Raw genomic sequence first — 17,772 nt, 5'->3', positions numbered from 1 at the left:
ATCATTTTATTTTTCGTTATGTGGATACAACATCACATCGAGTATTCAAAACTAACAAATAATATACATTCAAAAAAAGTAACATCTGTAGCTTTTTTTAATCTCTTTATTTATCTATTTCAAGTCATGCAATTCCTTGGTTTTTTCTTGTTTTTTCCCATCTTTAAACAATTTCAATATTTACCCGACATTTGTTTTTTTAATGAATTAAATCCTAAAAATTAATTATTTTACTTAAATTATTAATCAAATCGATTGTTTTATGGAATTTTTTTAATCATTTTTTATATTTTTGCACGCAAAACTAATAACCGAAAAACTAAAATTAAAAAAATCATGAGACATTTCTTATTATTAGCATTTTTTTCAGCAGGCTCGTTCTATGGACAAAGCGGGCAGGTAGATTTAACATTTGGCACGAACGGAGTGCGCTATGAAGCACCAACCGGCTCCCCGAATATTCAGGTTACAAATGATGGCAAAGTTTTTTTAATGGTGAACAACCAGATAAAAAAGCTAAACAGTAATGGTACATTAGATTCTACTTTCGGGAATACGGGAGTATTTTCAAATGCGAACCCTTATAAAAGTATCTATCTTTATTCCAATGGAAAGTTATTAACGCAGGAAGAAAACAGCTTATACACTACGAGAGTAAAAGGTTAAATTCAAACGGAAGTGTAGATACTACTTTTGGTACTTCACCAAATAATGGTCTTGACTTTAGTAACTCGTCCTGCTCTCCGTGTATAGAGAAACCGAATATTCATCTTTCGAATGATAACAGCACTAATTCTTTTTTCATTCTGGCAAGTGACGGGTATTACATGGGAGGCCGAGGTGTGGTCGTTTTAAAAAATGAAACAGGTACTTCAGGTTTTTCCATTTCACCTGTGTATATCCCTGCTATAACGGGGAGTACAGGAATTCATATGGGTACAGGCGCCGCAAAGATCCTTAAAGCTTCCGATGGAAATTATTTTGTTGGTGGTGGTTTATATAAAATTAATAATAATTCAGGGGTGAGCCACAGACAAGGTTCAATGGCATTTGTAGCAAAGTATAATTCTCAGGGTGGCCAGGACAATAATTTTAATTTTTATGCTTCTAAGGGTTCAGATAGTGGCAGCAATGGTGGTGTAGATTATCAGCTGGATGCGCAGGATAATCTTTATGTAATGGCTGTAGACAATTCCTATAGCAGTGGAGCATCATTGTATTATTACCGAATCTATAAAACAGATAAGTATGGCAATCTAGACTACTCTTTCGGAAATACTAACTTTACCGGATATTTGAATGTTTCTGCTGCTTTTTCATCTATAACCGCCTATAAAACTAATTTCCGAAAAATGTTCATACAGCCGGATGGCAAAATCTTATTAGCTGGTAATACAACGTATGTAGTTAATTCTACAACCACTCAGAATAAAGAAATATTGTTAGCCCGTTTTAATACCGATGGAACATTAGACAGTACATTTGGAACCAATGGCTATGTAGTACATGATATTGATCCTGCTTCTTTTGAAACCTTTATTGATGCAGGAACCAATGCTGATATGACAGAAATCTATGTCAGTGCAAATCTTAGTAACCCAACAGATAATATATATAAAACGGCTGTCGTAAAGTTTAAAAATACTTCTGCCAACCTATCTACTAAAGAAGGTACTCCTGTTAAACAAGATGCTCAATTCTATCCAAATCCTGTAAAGGATATTCTGAAATTCAATACCGAAGGAAAAGTAACAGTCTATGATATGAATGGAAAACTGGTCCTTTCAAAAGATGATGCCGATGGGAAAAAGGGCATTGATGTTTCTGGATTGACACCCGGAAACTACCTTATCCAGATAAAAAATGCCAAAGAAACGATTAGTTCTAAGTTTATTAAAAACTAATACTATATAAGTAAGGTATTACATTTATCAACTCTATAAATCCTGCAAATTAAACAGATTGCAGGATTTTCTTTTCATAAGGGGATTAATTATTAAACATCTGTTTTAAAAATTAAAAAACAGGCATTAGATCGTCTAATTATAATCTCTCTAAATAAATTCCTTTTCAACTATTATATAATCTGTAACAAACTGTAAATTAAAAAATTATATCTATATCATAATTTTAATATCAAGTACAAACCTGTTAATATTTCACTTTTATGAAATCACTTCTTTAAGATTTAACACTCAATTCAAAAATAAATAGTCATCTTTGCAGCCTTAAAACTTAAACACGCTAGTTTATTTCATGAGCATTATTTTTAAAAAGCGCCTTCTTATAGCGCTTGTATTGCCTACGGCTGCCTTATATTACGGGCAGACGACAAAGGATTCTTTAGAAAAATCCAAATCTATTGATGAGGTGATGTTGGTAGGTAGAAACCTATCTCAAACAGCCAAAGAAAGAAAAACTCCTGTTGCAGTTTCCACAATTAAGGCAGCGGAAATTCAGGAGAAATTAGGAAACAGAGAGTTTCCTGAAATCATGAAGTCTACTCCATCCGTCTATGTCACCAAAGTTGGTGGCGGATTCGGTGACAGTAGAATCAACATGAGAGGTTTTGACGGTGCCAATATCGCAGTGATCATCAACGGACAACCGGTGAATGATATGCAGGGAGGTACTGTATACTGGTCTAACTGGACTGGTTTGGCTGATATTGCAAGCAATATTCAGATTCAGAGAGGTCTGGGAGCATCTAAATTTGTAGTTCCTTCTGTAGGTGGAACCATCAATATTGTAACCAAAGCTACTGATTCTGAACAAAAAGCAATGATCAAAGCTGAGGCTGGTAACGACAACTATTCCAGATTATCTGCCATGTACTCTTCAGGGTTAAAAAATAAGTGGGGAACCACGGTATTGCTTTCCCGCTGGCAAGGTGACGGATATATCAACGGAACAAAAGGTGAAGGATATTCATGGTTTTTCTCTACAGGATTTAAGCCTAATGAAAAGCATGCCTTCAACTTAATTGCAACCGGAGCGCCACAGGTACACGATACAAGAAGGTCTTCTGCTACCGGAGCCAATGTAGCTACTCTGCGCCAATTGGATACCTATGGAAGAAGATACAATCCGCAAACCGGAATGATGAATGGTTCTCAATTTAATTTAGCGCCTAACTTTTATCACAAGCCAATCGCTTCCTTAAACTGGGACTGGAATATCAATGACAACCTTAAATTATCCACAGTTGTTTACGGCTCATGGGGGCGCGGAGGCGGAGGTACCGGGCTGAACGGTTCCATTAAAAATGCTAACGGGCAAACCATGAATTTCATGAATTACGGACCGGGCGGAGATGGTACAATCAACTGGGATATGATTTCCCGCTACAACCAGGGAGGTACGGTAACCGATTATAACGGAAATTCTTTCCAGAAAGGTACCTTTACAGCGCCTGCAGGTGGACCTACCGATTATAACGGACAATATGTATCCACTCTGAACGGAACAAGCGGTATTGTAAGAAAGCAAAGTATTAATGCTCACGACTGGTACGGAGTCATTGCAGACCTTAATTATAAAAAGAATAACTGGACCTTTAACGGAGGAATCGATCTTAAAACGTACAAAGGCGCCCTTTATGATATCGTGACCGATATGTTGGGATCTAATGCCTTATATGTTAAAAATACAGTCAATGCTCCAAACGGTTATTATATTGACCGTACAGTAAAACCTGAACCCCTTACTAAGCTTAATAATGCTCAGAAAGTATCGATCTACAACGAAGGTCTTGTAAAATGGGCCGGCGTATACGGAATGGTTGAATATAGCTCTGAAAAACTAAGTGCATCTGTACAGGGATCGGTTTCTGAACAGTACTACAAGAGAAGAGATTATATGTTGTACACTCCGGGAAATCAGGAAACAAAATGGTATCACAAAACAGGATATATTGTAAAAGGAGGGGCCAATTATAATATTGATGACCACCACAATGTATTTTTTAATGCAGGAGTTATTTCAAGACAGCCTCTGTTCAACGCTTTATTCCCTTCTAACCAGAACATTTATAACGATGCTAAAAACGAAAGAATCTTCTCTTTAGAATTGGGTTATGGTTTCAAATCCCGTTATATCGATGTGAATATTAATGCATACAGAACGCAGTGGGATGACAGATTTATTTCAAGAACGTTTAATGCTACGGCTGCGGATGTGGCCAAGTTCCCGCAGCTTCAGCTTGGAAACGCCTATTTCTATAATGCCCTTAATGTGGGACAAATACACCAGGGTGTTGAATTGGAGGCAAAGGCAAGACCTTTTGCTAACCTTAAAGTAAGAGGGATGCTATCGTTAGGAAACTGGAAATACAAAGGAAATGCAAATTTCAACATTCTTGATGTTCAAAGCAATCAGGAAGTTTCCGGAGCAACGGGTACGATCAATATTAAAGATCTTAAAGTGGGAGATGCTGCGCAGACGACAGCAAGTTTAGGTGTTGATTATAATATTACCAAGGCCTTCAGTATTGATGCTAACTGGGAGTATTATGACAAATTATATGCACAATTCAACCCTATCAACTTCCTTACAGAAGCAGACAGAGAAAAAGGGATTGTAAAATTACCAAGCTACAATCTGTTTGATGTAGGGGCAAGCTATAAATTTGAAATCAGTCAGAAAAAATCTCTGACACTACGAGCAAATGTTTATAATTTATTCAACAAGTATTATATTTCTGAACTAAGTTCAAACATTCATACTACTGATAAAATTGCCAATGGTCCTGATGCAGGAAAAACTTACCAGGAGGCAGGAAGAGTATATCAGGGTATTGCAGATGGTAACACAGGATTTCTTGGTTTTGGAAGAACATGGTCAGTTGCAGCTACTTTTAGATTCTAAACACTATATTTTTAATAATGTGATTAAACCCGCCGGTATCGGCGGGTTTAATTTTTCAGTGTATCCAACTATAAATACTAAACAGGAACACCACAGGAGATTACATGATACTTAGGATCAGCATTACAGCTTGGTATTTCCGCTGCTGTTATCGGACGTACATCGATCCTGTAAACACCATTTATTAATATAGGTCTTTTGGAAGCACAAAGATAACAGTCCCCTGCTCCTCCTTGAATAGTTTTTAATTGGTTTTTTGCTAGTTTTTGTGCATTTTTCAGCTTTGAATGTCTTGTGTTCATGATTTTGTTGATTTGATGTTGATCATTAATTTTTGCTGGCAATAATTTCGCGATAATTATTTCACTAATATAGGAATAAATATATAAAAAATTCACCGTTAAATGATATATTATGAAAGATTAATGTATCATTCCGTGTATGACTTAAAGTCAAAATATCCTACATAGATAAAAATATCAATGGATTTTGAAAGTTCCGGCTCGTTAGTAGTATTAATTTTTAGCTTCTAAACAAGAATTATCAGAAAACGAAAAAAACCCGCCATGCTTGGTGGGTCTTCTTATAAATTATAAATAATGTCAGTTGGTCTGTTGCATTATTTTCCCTGGATTTTCTTTTTTCGTGCTACGCCTGTCAGCTTTTTAATAAATCCGTCAAGCCCTTTTGATTCATAAAAATCCATACAGGACCAAAAGATATAATTAGCTTTTCCGTCTTCGAGATTTTCAGCAGTTGCTGCTTTGTAATAATTGGAAGTTGTCTTTTCAATATACTGATCCAACTGCTCAAGTTTTTTGTAATCAGCATTTTTAATCTGAAACATATAGGAGGCCGAATAATCATGGCTGTTGAATGAAGGATCAGCCAGTTTATAATTATTGGCAAGACACTTATGTAAGGAATATTTTTTTAATATCTGTCCCTCACTTTGTGCAGATACAATACTACTTAAAAACAAAGTGGCTGCTACAGCAATTATTTTAACTCCCATATTCTTATTCTGTTTGTTTGTATTAATGTAAGTTCATTCTTTTTTGAATTCCAGCCGTAATATAATAAACTGAAATAATATTTTTCATTTCCCGGGGTGTCATGATCTGCTCCACCCGGATATATTAAATTAGATTGATCCCACAATGTAAAATGTCCAGTAGCATCTCCCCATCCGGATACATCAAAAACAATAATACCTTTGGTTTTCCTTATATTTTTCCATTGCTCATCTGTAAGTTTTTCTTTTTTAGCTTTCAGACCATTCCATTCTGCAGGTGTTAAAGATTGTCTTTTTTTGTATTCATTAGGCATGGCCAGATTAGCTAATGTATAATCAATTTCAGGTTTCCCTAAATGCGCTGCGATATACGGACTTAGTTCACGAACTCGGAGCCAGTATGATACATCTTTATCACCACTCATAACTCCTCCTTTCGTACCGTATCCTTTATTGCTTTTGGGTAATTTAAATCCGCTTAAATTTAATCCTCTGCTCATCCTTATAGCACAAGAATTGGCCAAATAAGAACTCAATAATTCTTCATCTGTCTTGTATTTTGGAAAGCTTCCTCCTATATCATCATATAATTTCTTTGATTTTATAGAAGTGCCGGGATAATTTTTAATCATGTCAGCCCAGCTTGGCCTTTTAATCTTAATAGGTTTTGTCTGTCGGGTTCCGCTTGTCGCAACAAAACTTCTCTGCTGTTCAAGAAAAACCGGAATTAAATTATTAAAATTCATAATCTTATCTGCTTTAAAAAACCGTTACATTCGCTTTAAGGCACCCCAATACATGCTTTAGAGAAAATAACGCATTGTTAAACATCGTTTAATTATATTTTTAAAATTAGATAAAAAATAAATTGAAAATTACTTTTTACGCAGATATCTTTAAAATTGTAGTAAAACTACGATCACCTTGTTTCCGAATTCTTAACCTGTAACGCCCTTTGATAAAAAGACTGACTCGCAAGTTTATCCTCCGCTTCATCAATAGCCGTCAGCAGATTGTTCCTGTTATCCGCAATATCGCCCAACACCTGTGACATCAGTTCCCAAACCGGTTTCATTTTGTCAATAAGTTCAATGCCTTTTGAAGTGAGCATAAAAAGTCGTTTACGTTCGTCCTGTTGATCTTTTTCCCACCGGATCAGTTCCAGTTTTTCCAATTCTTTGAGTAAGGTGATCGTTGAAGGGTGAGTATACCCTATCTCATTGGCAATTTCCACAACGCTTATCAATTCTTTTTTATAAATGGTAAAAGGACGGGAAACCATTTGAGTTCAAAATCAATTCCAAATGCTTTATAGATCAAAGCGCCATCTTTCCTCAGTTGCTCACTGAGACGGTGCAGCCTCGTAGATATCGCAAGAATTCCTGCTTCGTTGATTACATTCATCTCAGTCTATTTTTACATGGTAAAAAATATCATCAGCACTCATCAATGGAAACAGGTCCGGAAGTTTCTCTTTTTCAATTTTCGAAAATCCGTTCCGCTCATAAAACCTTTGTGCGGCTTTCAGGACATTAATAGTTCCTAAATAAATATCATCAATTCCGTTTTCCTTACAGAAGGAAATTAAAATCTCCAGTAAAATCTGTGCAATATTCAATTCTCTGCCTCTGAATTCCTTCTTCACAAACATTTTTCTTACCGCTCCTGCCCTTTCATCAAATTTTACCAGAGCAATGGAACCTACCAGTTCTCCATCAATAAAAGCACCCCAGAAATTACCTCCTGCTTTCTGGTAGAAATCTTCAATCTCTAATAAATCAGGTTGGTCGTGGATCGTAAGCGGAATATTAAATTCCTTCTGCTGAATCGTCAGAATCAGATCAATCGCCTGTTCTGAGTATTCATTACCAATAGGCTGAATTTTCAGTTTCATAGATTTTTTATTTAAGGTATAAAACTACGTAGTTAAATACATATATACAAATTAATTTTTAATATTTTAATTTAATGCTATTTAAATCGGATATTTATGTAATTTTCATCACAGAAATAACCTGACAACCACCAATGATTATTGAAAATGTAAAACCCTTTGACGGACAGCACTGTGAAACCACAGCAACGGGTACTTTGCTACAACAGATAGGAATTGAACTTTCAGAGCCCATGTTGTTTGGGTTGGGTGAAGGACTCGGCTTCATCTACTGGAATATGAAAACAATGGATTTTCCGTTTATTGGAGGAAGAATAAAGACCGACTTGCTGACCCAAAATATAGCCGGAAATTTACACCTAACCTTAACTGTTAAAGAAACTTCTTCTCCTCAAAAAGCCTGGCTTGCCGTAAAAGAAATCCTCGACCAGGGACAGGCTGTCGGCTTAAAAATGGACTGTTATCACCTTGAATATTTTACAAATCCCTTCCATTTTGCAGGACATTATGCTGCCATCTATGGCTACGATTCACAAAATGCTTTCCTTGTGGATACCAGACAACAAGGCGGAACGGTACAAACCTCTTTAGAAAGTCTTGCGTTGGCCCGTGCTGAAAAGGGACCTATGGCTTCTAAAAATCTGTACTATACGTTATACAAAACGGATGAAAATTTCGATTTAAAAAAAGCAATAACAACCGCAATTAAAAATAACGCCACAGAATACCTGAACCCGCCTATTACAAATATTTCATATAAAGGCATTTTGAAAACAAGTCATGAAATTATCAAATGGTTTAAGACAAGTAAAAATGTTCAGGAAGAGTTCAGACTGTCAGCGATGATGATGGAGAAAGCAGGGACAGGAGGAGCTTTGTTCAGAAATTTATATCGTGATTTCCTTCGAGAAAGCTATGAGCTACTCAAGATTGAACAATTACAAACAGGATATGAAGGATTTTCGGAAATTGCAAATCTCTGGACTTCTGTAGCCAGTTTATTTGAGAAAGCAAGTGAAACGAAAGATATTCAGTACGTTCAAGAGGCATCGGATATTTTGAAAACCCTTTCAGATAAAGAAAAAAAGATAATGGAAATATTAGCAACCATAGCCGATTCTTAGCCTGCTTTCATTATTTTAAAATCAATACTATATCTGAAACTATTATAATTCGCTGTCCTGTAAAAAAGAAACGTGCGCCATTACTGACACACGTTTGTTATTTTGTTCCCGAGCAACAACTATTTCCAGCCTCCTCCAAGAGCCTGATAAAGCTCAACGGCAGCTTTCATTTTGCTGTATCTTGCATTAGAAATATTAAGTTCTGCATTCAGTGAATTCACACTTGCATTGAGCACTTCAAGGTAATTAGCCATTCCGTAATTAACCAATTCCTGAGAATAGTCTACGGACTTTTTATAAGCGCCAAGTTCCTTTTCTTTTAATTCAATAAATGAATCCTGCACCGAAAATACTCTGATGGCATCAGAAACCTCTTTCCCTGCAGTAAGAACTGTTTTCCTGAAATTTAAATAAGCCGTTTCCTGATTGGCAAGACTCACATCATAGTTGGTCTTGATTTGTCTCTTATTTAAAATCGGTTGGGCCAATCCGGCTACAACATTGGCAAATAATGAATTCACACTGAAAAGGTGATCAATATCCACAGATTGTACCCCTCCCGTTCCCGTCAGCTTTAAAGTAGGATAAAACTGAGCTTTCGCCGCGTTAGTCAGTTCAAAAGCATTCATCAGGTTAAATTCTGCTCTCATGACATCAGGACGGTTGGCCAGTAATTGAGCAGGATATCCTAATTTTAAATCAATCGGAATATTCTGACCTTCTAAGGTAGATCTTGCAATAGTCTGAGACGGTACGCCCATTAAAAGGCTCATCGTATTTTCAAGCAACTGAATCTGTGTATCAATGTCGATCAGTAAAGATTTTGCATTGAACACAAGTGCTTCACTTTGTTGTACGGCTACTTCCGTCACTGTTCCCGAGACTTTTAACGCTTTAGTGGTTTCTAAGTTTTTTTCACGAACGGCAATTGTTTCTGAAATAATTCTTTTCTGCGCATCGAAAGTCAGTAACTGATAATACGCAGAAGCAATGGAAGAAACCAGACTGCTTTTAACCGCTTTGTGCGCAGCAACAGTTCCAAGATATGTTGCGAGCTGGGCTTTTTCCTGTGCCCTTAGCTTACCCCAGATATCCGCTTCCCAACCCAGACTGGCTGTAATGTCAAACTGGTTTACGTACCGTCTTTCCCCAATGATCTGCCCAAACTGGGTATTGATAGACTGGGTCTGGAAAGTATAGTTGGGGCCAATAGAAAGTGTCGGCTGATACGCTGCCTTACTCTGTTTCAGATATGCTTCCGCAGAATTAATACTCTCCAGCGCAATCCTGATATCCAGGTTATTCTCCAAAGCTTTGGAGATATGTCCCTGAAGGATCGGATCTGTGAAAATTTCTTTCCAGGAGATATTGGCAATACTTGTACTGTCTGAAGGAAGATTATCAGTACGGTAAAGCTTTTCGTCAACAACATTCTTTGGTCTTTCATATTCTTTTCTGGCCATACAGGATGAGATGGCTCCCAATATGAAGACGGAGAAAGTTATTCCTTTTATGATGTTTAATAAACTCTTCATTAGTTAAAATTGAAAGTTAGCATCCGGAAACTAGAAGTCAGTTTTCAGATCTGACTTCTAAGATCTGGATCATTAATTTTTATTCTGCTAAATTGATCTCTTCTTTTTTGATAGGCTTGATTTTTTCCTGCAATGTTTCAAAAATCACGTACAGTACCGGGATTACAAATAATCCTAAAACAGTCCCTATCAATAGCCCTATGGCTGCACCTGTTGCAATAGATCTGTTACCCACAGCACCAATTCCGCTAGCCAGTACCAACGGCAACAGACCAAAGATAAAGGCGAATGATGTCATCAGAATCGGTCTCACCCTGGCTTTAGCTGCATTGATGGCAGACATCACAATGGTCTCCCCATGGTGTCTTCGCTGAACAGCAAATTCGACGATAAGGATCGCATTTTTAGCGAGTAGCCCAACAAGCATGATCAGGGCAATCTGAAAGTAGATATTATTTTCCAGACCCATCAATTTCTGGCCTAAGTAAGCACCCATTACCCCTAAAGGAAGTGAGATTACAACAACCAGCGGAAGGATATAACTTTCATATTGCGCTGAAAGAATAAAGTATACAAAAATTAAACTCAATGCAAAGATCAGAAGGGTCTGGGATCCCGAATTCAATTCTTCTCTGGTCAACCCTGTAAATTCTACTGCATAGTTTTGATTCAGTGTTTCACTTGCCACCTGCTGTACAGCAGCAATAGCATCCCCGGAACTGTATCCTTCAGAGTTTGCTCCCGTTACTTTCACGGATGTAAACAAGTTATAACGGCTTACAGATTGTGGTCCGTATGCTTTTGTTAAGGTTACAAATTGTGAGATCGGAGACATTACACCTGACCCTGTTCTTACATACAGTTCGTTTAGGTTTTCAATATTCTTTCTGTTTTCAGGAAGCGCCTGAACCATCACCCTGAACTGTTTACCATACTTGGTAAAGTCGGCTGTGTAAATACCTCCAATATACCCCTGCATAGTCGACAGAATGTCATTGACAGAAACCCCAAGCTGCTTGCTCAGAGGAACATTAATCTCCATCTGGTACTGAGGATATTTGGTATTAAATGATGTTTGAGCAAACTGAATTTCAGGTCTCTGCATCAGCTTACCGATGAATTCATTGGTTTTATTATCCAAATCAACATATTCTCCACCTGCCTTGTCCAGCAATACCATTTCAAAACCTGCACTACTACCAAAACCAGGTACACTTGGCGGCTGGAAGAATACTACTTTAGCATCAGGAACAGATCCTACGATTCCGAATAATTTTTTGGTGATATCTTCAGAAGTATGGCCATCTTTTTCCTTTCTTCAAATGGTTTCAGTTTAACAAAGGCAAGACCGTTATTGCTTCCGTTTCCGGATAAAAACCCTCTACCTGTAGAAATCGTTACATTCTGAACTCCAGGAACTTTTAATGCCTTAGCCTGAAGCGTTTTCAAGGCGTTATACGTTCTTTCCATAGAAGCTCCCGGAGGAAGCTGTACATCGGTAAAGATAATTCCCCTGTCTTCTGTAGGTACAAACCCTTTCTTCATACTGCTGCTTGCCCAGAATAAAATACCTCCGGTAACCGCAAAAATGATAAGAGTTACCCATTTATGTCTTAGCAGGAATACAAATCCTCTTCCGTAACGCTCGGTTGTCGTTTTAAAAGCTATATTAAACTTATAGAAAAACTTCTGCATCAGGTTTAGGTTTTTATACTCTGCATGATGCTCTGCGTGAGGTTTCAGGAATAGTGAACATAACACAGGACTCAACGTCAATGCGTTAATTGCAGAAATGATGATCGCAATGATCAGCGTAATTCCGAACTGCTGATAAAATACTCCTGTAGGTCCTGTAATAAAGGTCACCGGGATAAATACCGCCGCCATTACAAGGGTAATAGAGATAATAGCTCCTGTAATCTCATCCATTGCTTCAACGGTTGCCTTTTTAGCATCAGCAATACCGTGCTCCATCTTCGCATGAACGGCCTCGACGACCACAATCGCGTCATCTACCACAATACCGATCGCCAGTACCAGTGCAAACAATGTTAAAAGGTTTAAGGAATATCCGAATAAATTCAGGAAGAAGAAAGCTCCCACAATCGATACCGGAACCGCAATGGCCGGGATCAGCGTAGATCTGAAGTCCTGAAGGAAAATATATACTACAATAAATACCAGTATAAATGCTTCAATAAGGGTATGTACTACCTTTTCAATAGAAGCTTCAAGGAATTCGTTGGTATCAAAGTTAAATGTATATTTTACTCCCTGAGGGAAAGTGCTTTCCGCAGATTTAAGATATGCTTTAATATTTTTAATGATCTCCTGTGCATTGGAACCCGGTGTCTGGAAAATCCCCATACTGATGGAAGGATTGTTTCCGTTCTCCCCGATCCCTGTGTAAGACTGGCCTGCCAGTTCTACTTTAGCAACGTCTTTCAACATCAGGTTCTGACCGTTTGCAAGAGATTTAATGATGATATTGTCGTATTGCTCCTTATCATTGAATTTACCTACATACTTGATGATATATTCAAAAGAACTTCCGCTGTTTTGACCGATAGAACCGGCAGCAGCCTCTCTACTCTGCTCGTTGATTGCATTGGTAACATCTGTAGGAGTTACGCTGTAGGCAGCCATTTTTGCCGGATCCAGCCAAATTCTCATGGAGTAGTTTTTACCTCCGAAAACGTTGGCATCCCCTACACCATTTACCCTTTTAAGGTTTGGAATAATGTTGATATTCAAAAAGTTCTGAAGGTATACATCGTCAAGATCTTTATTTTCAGAATAGAAAGACATATACATCAGGGCACTGGTCTGCTGCTTCTGGGTAACAACCCCTGAACGCGTTACTTCAGACGGCAAAAGAGGTGTTGCTCTGGCGACACGGTTTTGTACGTTTACCGCAGCAATATCCGGATCAATTCCTTGTTTGAAGAAAACCTGGATTTGTGCGGAACCGTCGTTTCCTGCAGAAGAAGTGATATAATCCATTCCTTCCACCCCGTTGATCTGCTCTTCCAAAGGTACGACTACACTTTTCATTACCGTTTCTGCATTGGCTCCCGTGTAGTTTGCAGAAACACTTACTGTGGGTGGTGCAATATCCGGATACTGTGTAACCGGTAACGAGATCAGTCCTAGCACCCCGAGAATCACAATTAAAATTGAGATTACGGTAGATAAAACCGGTCTGTTAATAAAGTTTTTTATCATTAGAATTTCGGTTTTATTGATTGAACAAGACTATCCATTTTGATGGGTTTCGGTTTTACTGCTGTTCCGGGTTTCAAACCTCCGATACCTGCGGCAATAACGGTTTCACCTTTATTAACTCCCGATTTGATAAGAGCCATATTGTCGATTCTGTCGATAACGTTAATGACAACGTTTCTTGCTGTGTCTCCTTTATCGATCTTGTATACGTAAACAATACCTTGCTGTTCGTAAGTAGCACTTTCAGGAACAACCAATACATTGTCATATCGTTGCGGGAATCTGATGGTTCCACTGTTACCGTTGCTTAGAAGTTTCTGGGCATTAGAAAAGCCTACTCTGAACTGAATGGTCCCTGTTGTAGGATCGATCTGACCTGTAATAGCCTCAATTCTTCCTTTTTCAGGATATAAACTTCCGTTTGCCAGTTGAAGTTCAACCATTGGAAGATTCTTGATTTTTTTCAGGCATAGAGGCCCCGGGAGCTTTTTCAAGGAAATTAAAGTATTCTTTTTCATTCATCGCGAAGTAAGCGTAGATCTGAGAAGTATCGGAGATGGTGGTAAGAGGGGTCTGATCAGAAGGTCCCACCAAACTTCCTACTTTTAACGGAAGTCTTCCTACTACCCCTGAAATAGGCGCACGGATGATAGAATATTCAATATTAGCTTCTACTCCTTTATAATTGGCTTCAGCCTGTCTTTTGGCAGCGTGGGCCTGTTGTAGCTGCGCCTGAGCCTGAGCCAGATTGGCCTGCGCTGTCTGTAACTGTACGTTGCTGATAATATTTTTCTGAACCAGCGGCTTTAGCTTGTTGACCTCAAGCTGGGCGGCATTTACAGAAGCCTGCGCGGCAGCAATAGTGGATTCTGCGGCTCCGATCCCAGCCTTGGATGCTGCCGCATTCTCGTTAAGAATATTGGTTTCCAAACGGAATAAAGGCTGTCCTTTGGTTACATATTGTCCTTCATCTACTAATAACTGGGTGATATATCCCTGTATTTTTGCACGTACATCATTGTTTACCCTACCCTGAATGGTAGCCGGAAACGTCTGATAACCCACTATATTTTTTGACTCCACGGAAACAACAGGAAATGGCTTGGCACCATCTTGTTTGGGAGCTTCTTTTTTGCAGGCAGTTAGAGAAAACGCTGCAATAGAAAGTATAACTAGCTTATTATTCATTTTATAGTTTATTAAGAGATTCCTGAATATTTTGTATGTTTTTATTTAAGAGTGCTTTGTAATTATCTATTCTTTCATTGTATCCATCGTCGTTATTTTTTTTAAAATTGTTTAAATCATCTAATAGTTTTAACTCGTCCTTCATCTTCTGGACAATTTTTTCGAATCGGATCTTCTTGTATTCGTCATTGATAAAAAAATAGCGCTTCCGTTCATCCATCTTGTTGTGATCCACAATAAGCTGGGCCTTTAACAGTAACGAAATGCTTGTAGAAACAGAACTTTTGCTCGCGGCGAGCACTTCAACAAATTCGTCAAAAGTAATTCCTACTTTCTCATAGTCAAAAAGAAGGTAGGAATAGATCTTTGAAGCTAAAGGAGGTAGGCTAAACACCGTGCCATAGAATTTTACGGCATCCTGAAAAATTTTATCATCAACTTCTATACTTTGGTGCATAATATAAAAATTTTGAACAAAAGTAAAAATTAGTTCAGAACTAAACGAACAAACATGATAGAGTTTATAAATACACGCTGTTCTAAAAATTCAATGGAAATCAATTTAACTTTCTGCTTAAATTATAATCTTTTCAAAAGCTTTCCTCATTCCGTCCCTCAAAAGGACTTCTCCACAATAGGAATATCCTTTTCCTTCAAGAATTTTCAGCATGGCAATATTGTCGTGATTGGTATCTACTTTTACACTTTGAATTCCGTGAGATTTTGTAAAATCTTCAATATAATCAAATAATTTTTTTACCATTCCCTGTCCTGCAAATTTTCCCTCTACTGCAACTCTGTGAACCACAACGAACTCCCCATTACTTAACCATGCTCCTTCTATCTTACTATAGGCAGGTTCATCGTTTAAAATTAAAGCAGCATATACGCCAATTTCTCCATCTACAGTAAGTACATAGCCAAATCCTTTGGCAATATCACTTTCTACAGTTCCAAGGTTCGGATATCCGTTCTGCCATTGCGTGCTCCCATCCTGTTTTCTTCTTTCGATAGACTGCTGAAGAATTCCCCAAATAATATCTCTGTCCTCAATTTCCGCTTTTCTTAGTTTAATTTCTGAATTCATTGTTTATTGGATTTTAGATTAAAAAAAACTCAAAGGTTAAAGCAAAAATTATTAATATAAACTTAAACTTTTCCATTGAGAATTTATTAAATCATATAATTATTTAATCTATAATAGTTTAACGATTATTTTTATCAATTAAAAAACCGAAAATTAATTAAAATTAATTTTCGGTTCGAAGTAGTAAAATTTAAAATTATGAAATTGTTTTATTAATTTTCATTTTGTTGAAGATAGGCATCGATAATCTCAAATGCTTTCTTCTCATCATCAAGATCTACCATGAGCTTCAGCGAAGTAGCCGTTGGCGTCGTGGTGAATGTAAGATAACTATTTTCAACTGAGTTTGTAATTTGTGCATCATCCAATTTAGATTTAACCAACTGAATCTCTGAAGGTTTATCACTTTCAAAAACTGATACTCTCGTGCTTCTTTCCATATCCTATATTGTTTGAGTATCTAAATATACAATGTTTTTTGGATAATTACAAATGTTTGGTTTTAAATTTTATTAATGTTATTTTCAATTTTATCCAATGCCAACTGGATTTCCTCTTTGGTTACATTCAGATGTGGTCTGAAGCGTAAGGACTGATCACCACAAGGTAAAATGATTAATCCATCATTGAATAATTCATTCATCAAATGGTTTCTTTGTGCAGCGGATGGTAAATCTACAGCACACATCAATCCTCTTCCTCTGGCATTAGAAATTTTTTCAGGATATTTTTCAGCAAGAGCTTTCAGGTTTTCCAAAAGAAAGTCACCTACTACCCGGGCATTCTCCACAAGGTTTTCTTTTTCAATCACTTCCATTACCAGCTGGAAACGAAGCATATCGATAAAGTTTCCTCCGAATGTAGAATTGATCCTGGAGCTTTCTCTGAAAACATTATTGGGAATCTGGTCAAATTTTTCTTTGTTAGCCAATACACCACAAACCTGTGCCTTTTTACCGAAGGAAATGATGTCCGGTTTTGCAGTAAAGTGCTGGAATGCCCACATCTTTCCTGTGATACCGATACCGGTCTGAACTTCGTCGAAAATAAGTAAGATTTCGTTGTCATCACAGATCCTTCTTAATCCCAATAGGAATTCGTCTCTGAAATGGTTGTCTCCTCCTTCTGCCTGGATAGGTTCAATGATGATACAAGCCACTTTATCAGGGTTCATCAGAATAGCTTCTTCAATCTGTATCAGGGCCAGGTTTTCATTTTTGATCGTTTCTTCCAGATTATCTTCCGTAATAGGGAATTTCAATTTGGGATTTAAGATTCTTGGCCAGTTGAACATAGGAAAATATTGGTACTTTCTTGGGTCAGAAGTATTGGTTAAGCTTAATGTATAGCCACTTCTTCCATGGAAAGCCTGTTTGAAATGAATACAGATTCCAGCTTCCGTCTGAAGTCCTTTTTCAAAATTTTTGCGGGTCTTCCAGTCGAAGCATGCTTTCATAGCATTCTCCACTCCCAGAGTTCCGCCTTCGATAAAGAAAGCATATTGTAATTCTTCAGGAATAACCACTCTTTCGAATACTTCCAAAAAGTGCGCATATTCTTCTGAGTATACGTCAGCTAAGGTCGGTTTATTGACTGCCATTTTTCCCAACCATTCTGATCTTTCTACAAGATAAGGGTGATTGTATCCAACGGAAGCTGAAGCAAACATGGAGAACATATCCAGATATTCTCTGTCTGTCTGTTTGTCGTAAAGCCATGATCCGTGTGATTTTTCAATATCCATCACAAAATCGAAGCCGTCAGCCAGCACGTGTCTTCCTACTGTTTCTTTTACTTTATTTGCTTTTATATCTAATGTCTGTTCCATAATAAATTGA

Annotated in this window: 12 protein-coding genes and 4 pseudogenes; 4 read left to right on the top strand and 12 right to left on the bottom strand. The window is 37.5% G+C overall.

What is annotated here, in order from left to right; all coding sequences use genetic code 11:
• The first annotated feature begins 617 nt into the window (after positions 1 to 617).
• The 3 genes and pseudogenes from H3Z85_18345 to H3Z85_18335 all read left to right on the top strand — a co-directional run bounded on the left by H3Z85_18345 (position 618) and on the right by H3Z85_18335 (position 4,866).
• A pseudogene (locus tag H3Z85_18345) lies at positions 618 to 704 on the top strand (hypothetical protein).
• A gap of 138 nt (positions 705 to 842) precedes the next feature.
• On the top strand, positions 843 to 1,904 hold the full coding sequence (locus H3Z85_18340) for a T9SS type A sorting domain-containing protein (protein QPQ51255.1): 1,062 nt from the start codon (positions 843 to 845) through the stop codon (positions 1,902 to 1,904).
• A gap of 352 nt (positions 1,905 to 2,256) precedes the next feature.
• A complete protein-coding gene (locus H3Z85_18335) occupies positions 2,257 to 4,866 on the top strand; it encodes a TonB-dependent receptor (protein QPQ51254.1) in 2,610 nt (869 codons plus the stop codon).
• 77 nt (positions 4,867 to 4,943) lie between these two features.
• Here the strand turns inward: H3Z85_18335 and H3Z85_18330 are convergent, their stop codons facing one another.
• From H3Z85_18330 to H3Z85_18310, 5 genes and pseudogenes are all read right to left on the bottom strand, one after another.
• Positions 4,944 to 5,168, bottom strand: coding sequence for a hypothetical protein (locus H3Z85_18330; GenBank protein QPQ51253.1), 225 nt, complete (start codon positions 5,166 to 5,168; stop codon positions 4,944 to 4,946).
• A gap of 317 nt (positions 5,169 to 5,485) precedes the next feature.
• Positions 5,486 to 5,881: a hypothetical protein gene (locus tag H3Z85_18325; GenBank protein ID QPQ51252.1), complete on the bottom strand. Its 396-nt coding sequence runs from the start codon at positions 5,879 to 5,881 to the stop codon at positions 5,486 to 5,488.
• The gene (locus H3Z85_18320; protein QPQ51251.1) at positions 5,866 to 6,627 is read right to left on the bottom strand and encodes a hypothetical protein; all 762 of its coding nucleotides are present in this window, start codon (positions 6,625 to 6,627) and stop codon (positions 5,866 to 5,868) included. Before H3Z85_18320 ends, H3Z85_18325 begins: the two co-directional genes overlap by 16 nt.
• A gap of 173 nt (positions 6,628 to 6,800) precedes the next feature.
• A pseudogene (locus tag H3Z85_18315) lies at positions 6,801 to 7,285 on the bottom strand (winged helix-turn-helix transcriptional regulator).
• A 1-nt stretch (position 7,286) separates the two neighbouring features.
• On the bottom strand, positions 7,287 to 7,775 hold the full coding sequence (locus H3Z85_18310; GenBank protein ID QPQ51250.1) for a GNAT family N-acetyltransferase: 489 nt from the start codon (positions 7,773 to 7,775) through the stop codon (positions 7,287 to 7,289).
• Between the two features lie 134 nt (positions 7,776 to 7,909).
• Here H3Z85_18310 and H3Z85_18305 point away from each other — a divergent pair, with 134 nt between their 5' ends.
• Complete coding sequence (locus tag H3Z85_18305) at positions 7,910 to 8,899, top strand: BtrH N-terminal domain-containing protein (protein ID QPQ51249.1); 990 nt, start codon at positions 7,910 to 7,912, stop codon at positions 8,897 to 8,899.
• Between the two features lie 119 nt (positions 8,900 to 9,018).
• Here H3Z85_18305 and H3Z85_18300 read toward each other — a convergent pair whose 3' ends face one another.
• The 7 genes and pseudogenes from H3Z85_18300 to H3Z85_18270 form a co-directional block, all read right to left on the bottom strand.
• Complete coding sequence (locus tag H3Z85_18300; protein QPQ51248.1) at positions 9,019 to 10,434, bottom strand: efflux transporter outer membrane subunit; 1,416 nt, start codon at positions 10,432 to 10,434, stop codon at positions 9,019 to 9,021.
• A 79-nt stretch (positions 10,435 to 10,513) separates the two neighbouring features.
• A pseudogene (locus H3Z85_18295) lies at positions 10,514 to 13,659 on the bottom strand (efflux RND transporter permease subunit).
• Positions 13,659 to 14,847, bottom strand: a pseudogene (locus tag H3Z85_18290) (efflux RND transporter periplasmic adaptor subunit). Before H3Z85_18290 ends, H3Z85_18295 begins: the two co-directional pseudogenes overlap by 1 nt.
• A 1-nt stretch (position 14,848) precedes the next feature.
• Positions 14,849 to 15,304: a transcriptional regulator gene (locus H3Z85_18285; protein ID QPQ51247.1), complete on the bottom strand. Its 456-nt coding sequence runs from the start codon at positions 15,302 to 15,304 to the stop codon at positions 14,849 to 14,851.
• A gap of 117 nt (positions 15,305 to 15,421) precedes the next feature.
• Positions 15,422 to 15,934: a GNAT family N-acetyltransferase gene (locus H3Z85_18280; GenBank protein QPQ51246.1), complete on the bottom strand. Its 513-nt coding sequence runs from the start codon at positions 15,932 to 15,934 to the stop codon at positions 15,422 to 15,424.
• A 212-nt stretch (positions 15,935 to 16,146) separates the two neighbouring features.
• On the bottom strand, positions 16,147 to 16,374 hold the full coding sequence (locus H3Z85_18275; protein ID QPQ51245.1) for a DUF2007 domain-containing protein: 228 nt from the start codon (positions 16,372 to 16,374) through the stop codon (positions 16,147 to 16,149).
• A gap of 62 nt (positions 16,375 to 16,436) precedes the next feature.
• On the bottom strand, positions 16,437 to 17,762 hold the full coding sequence (locus H3Z85_18270) for an L-lysine 6-transaminase (GenBank protein QPQ51244.1): 1,326 nt from the start codon (positions 17,760 to 17,762) through the stop codon (positions 16,437 to 16,439).
• Positions 17,763 to 17,772: the final 10 nt, after the last annotated feature.

Origin of the sequence: Chryseobacterium indologenes (assembly GCA_016025055.1) — a bacterium.
GTDB classification, from domain to species: Bacteria; Bacteroidota; Bacteroidia; order Flavobacteriales; family Weeksellaceae; genus Chryseobacterium; species Chryseobacterium indologenes.
The sequence above is the reverse complement of the archived record's forward strand: the minus strand, read 5'-3'. Positions and strand labels throughout refer to the sequence as shown.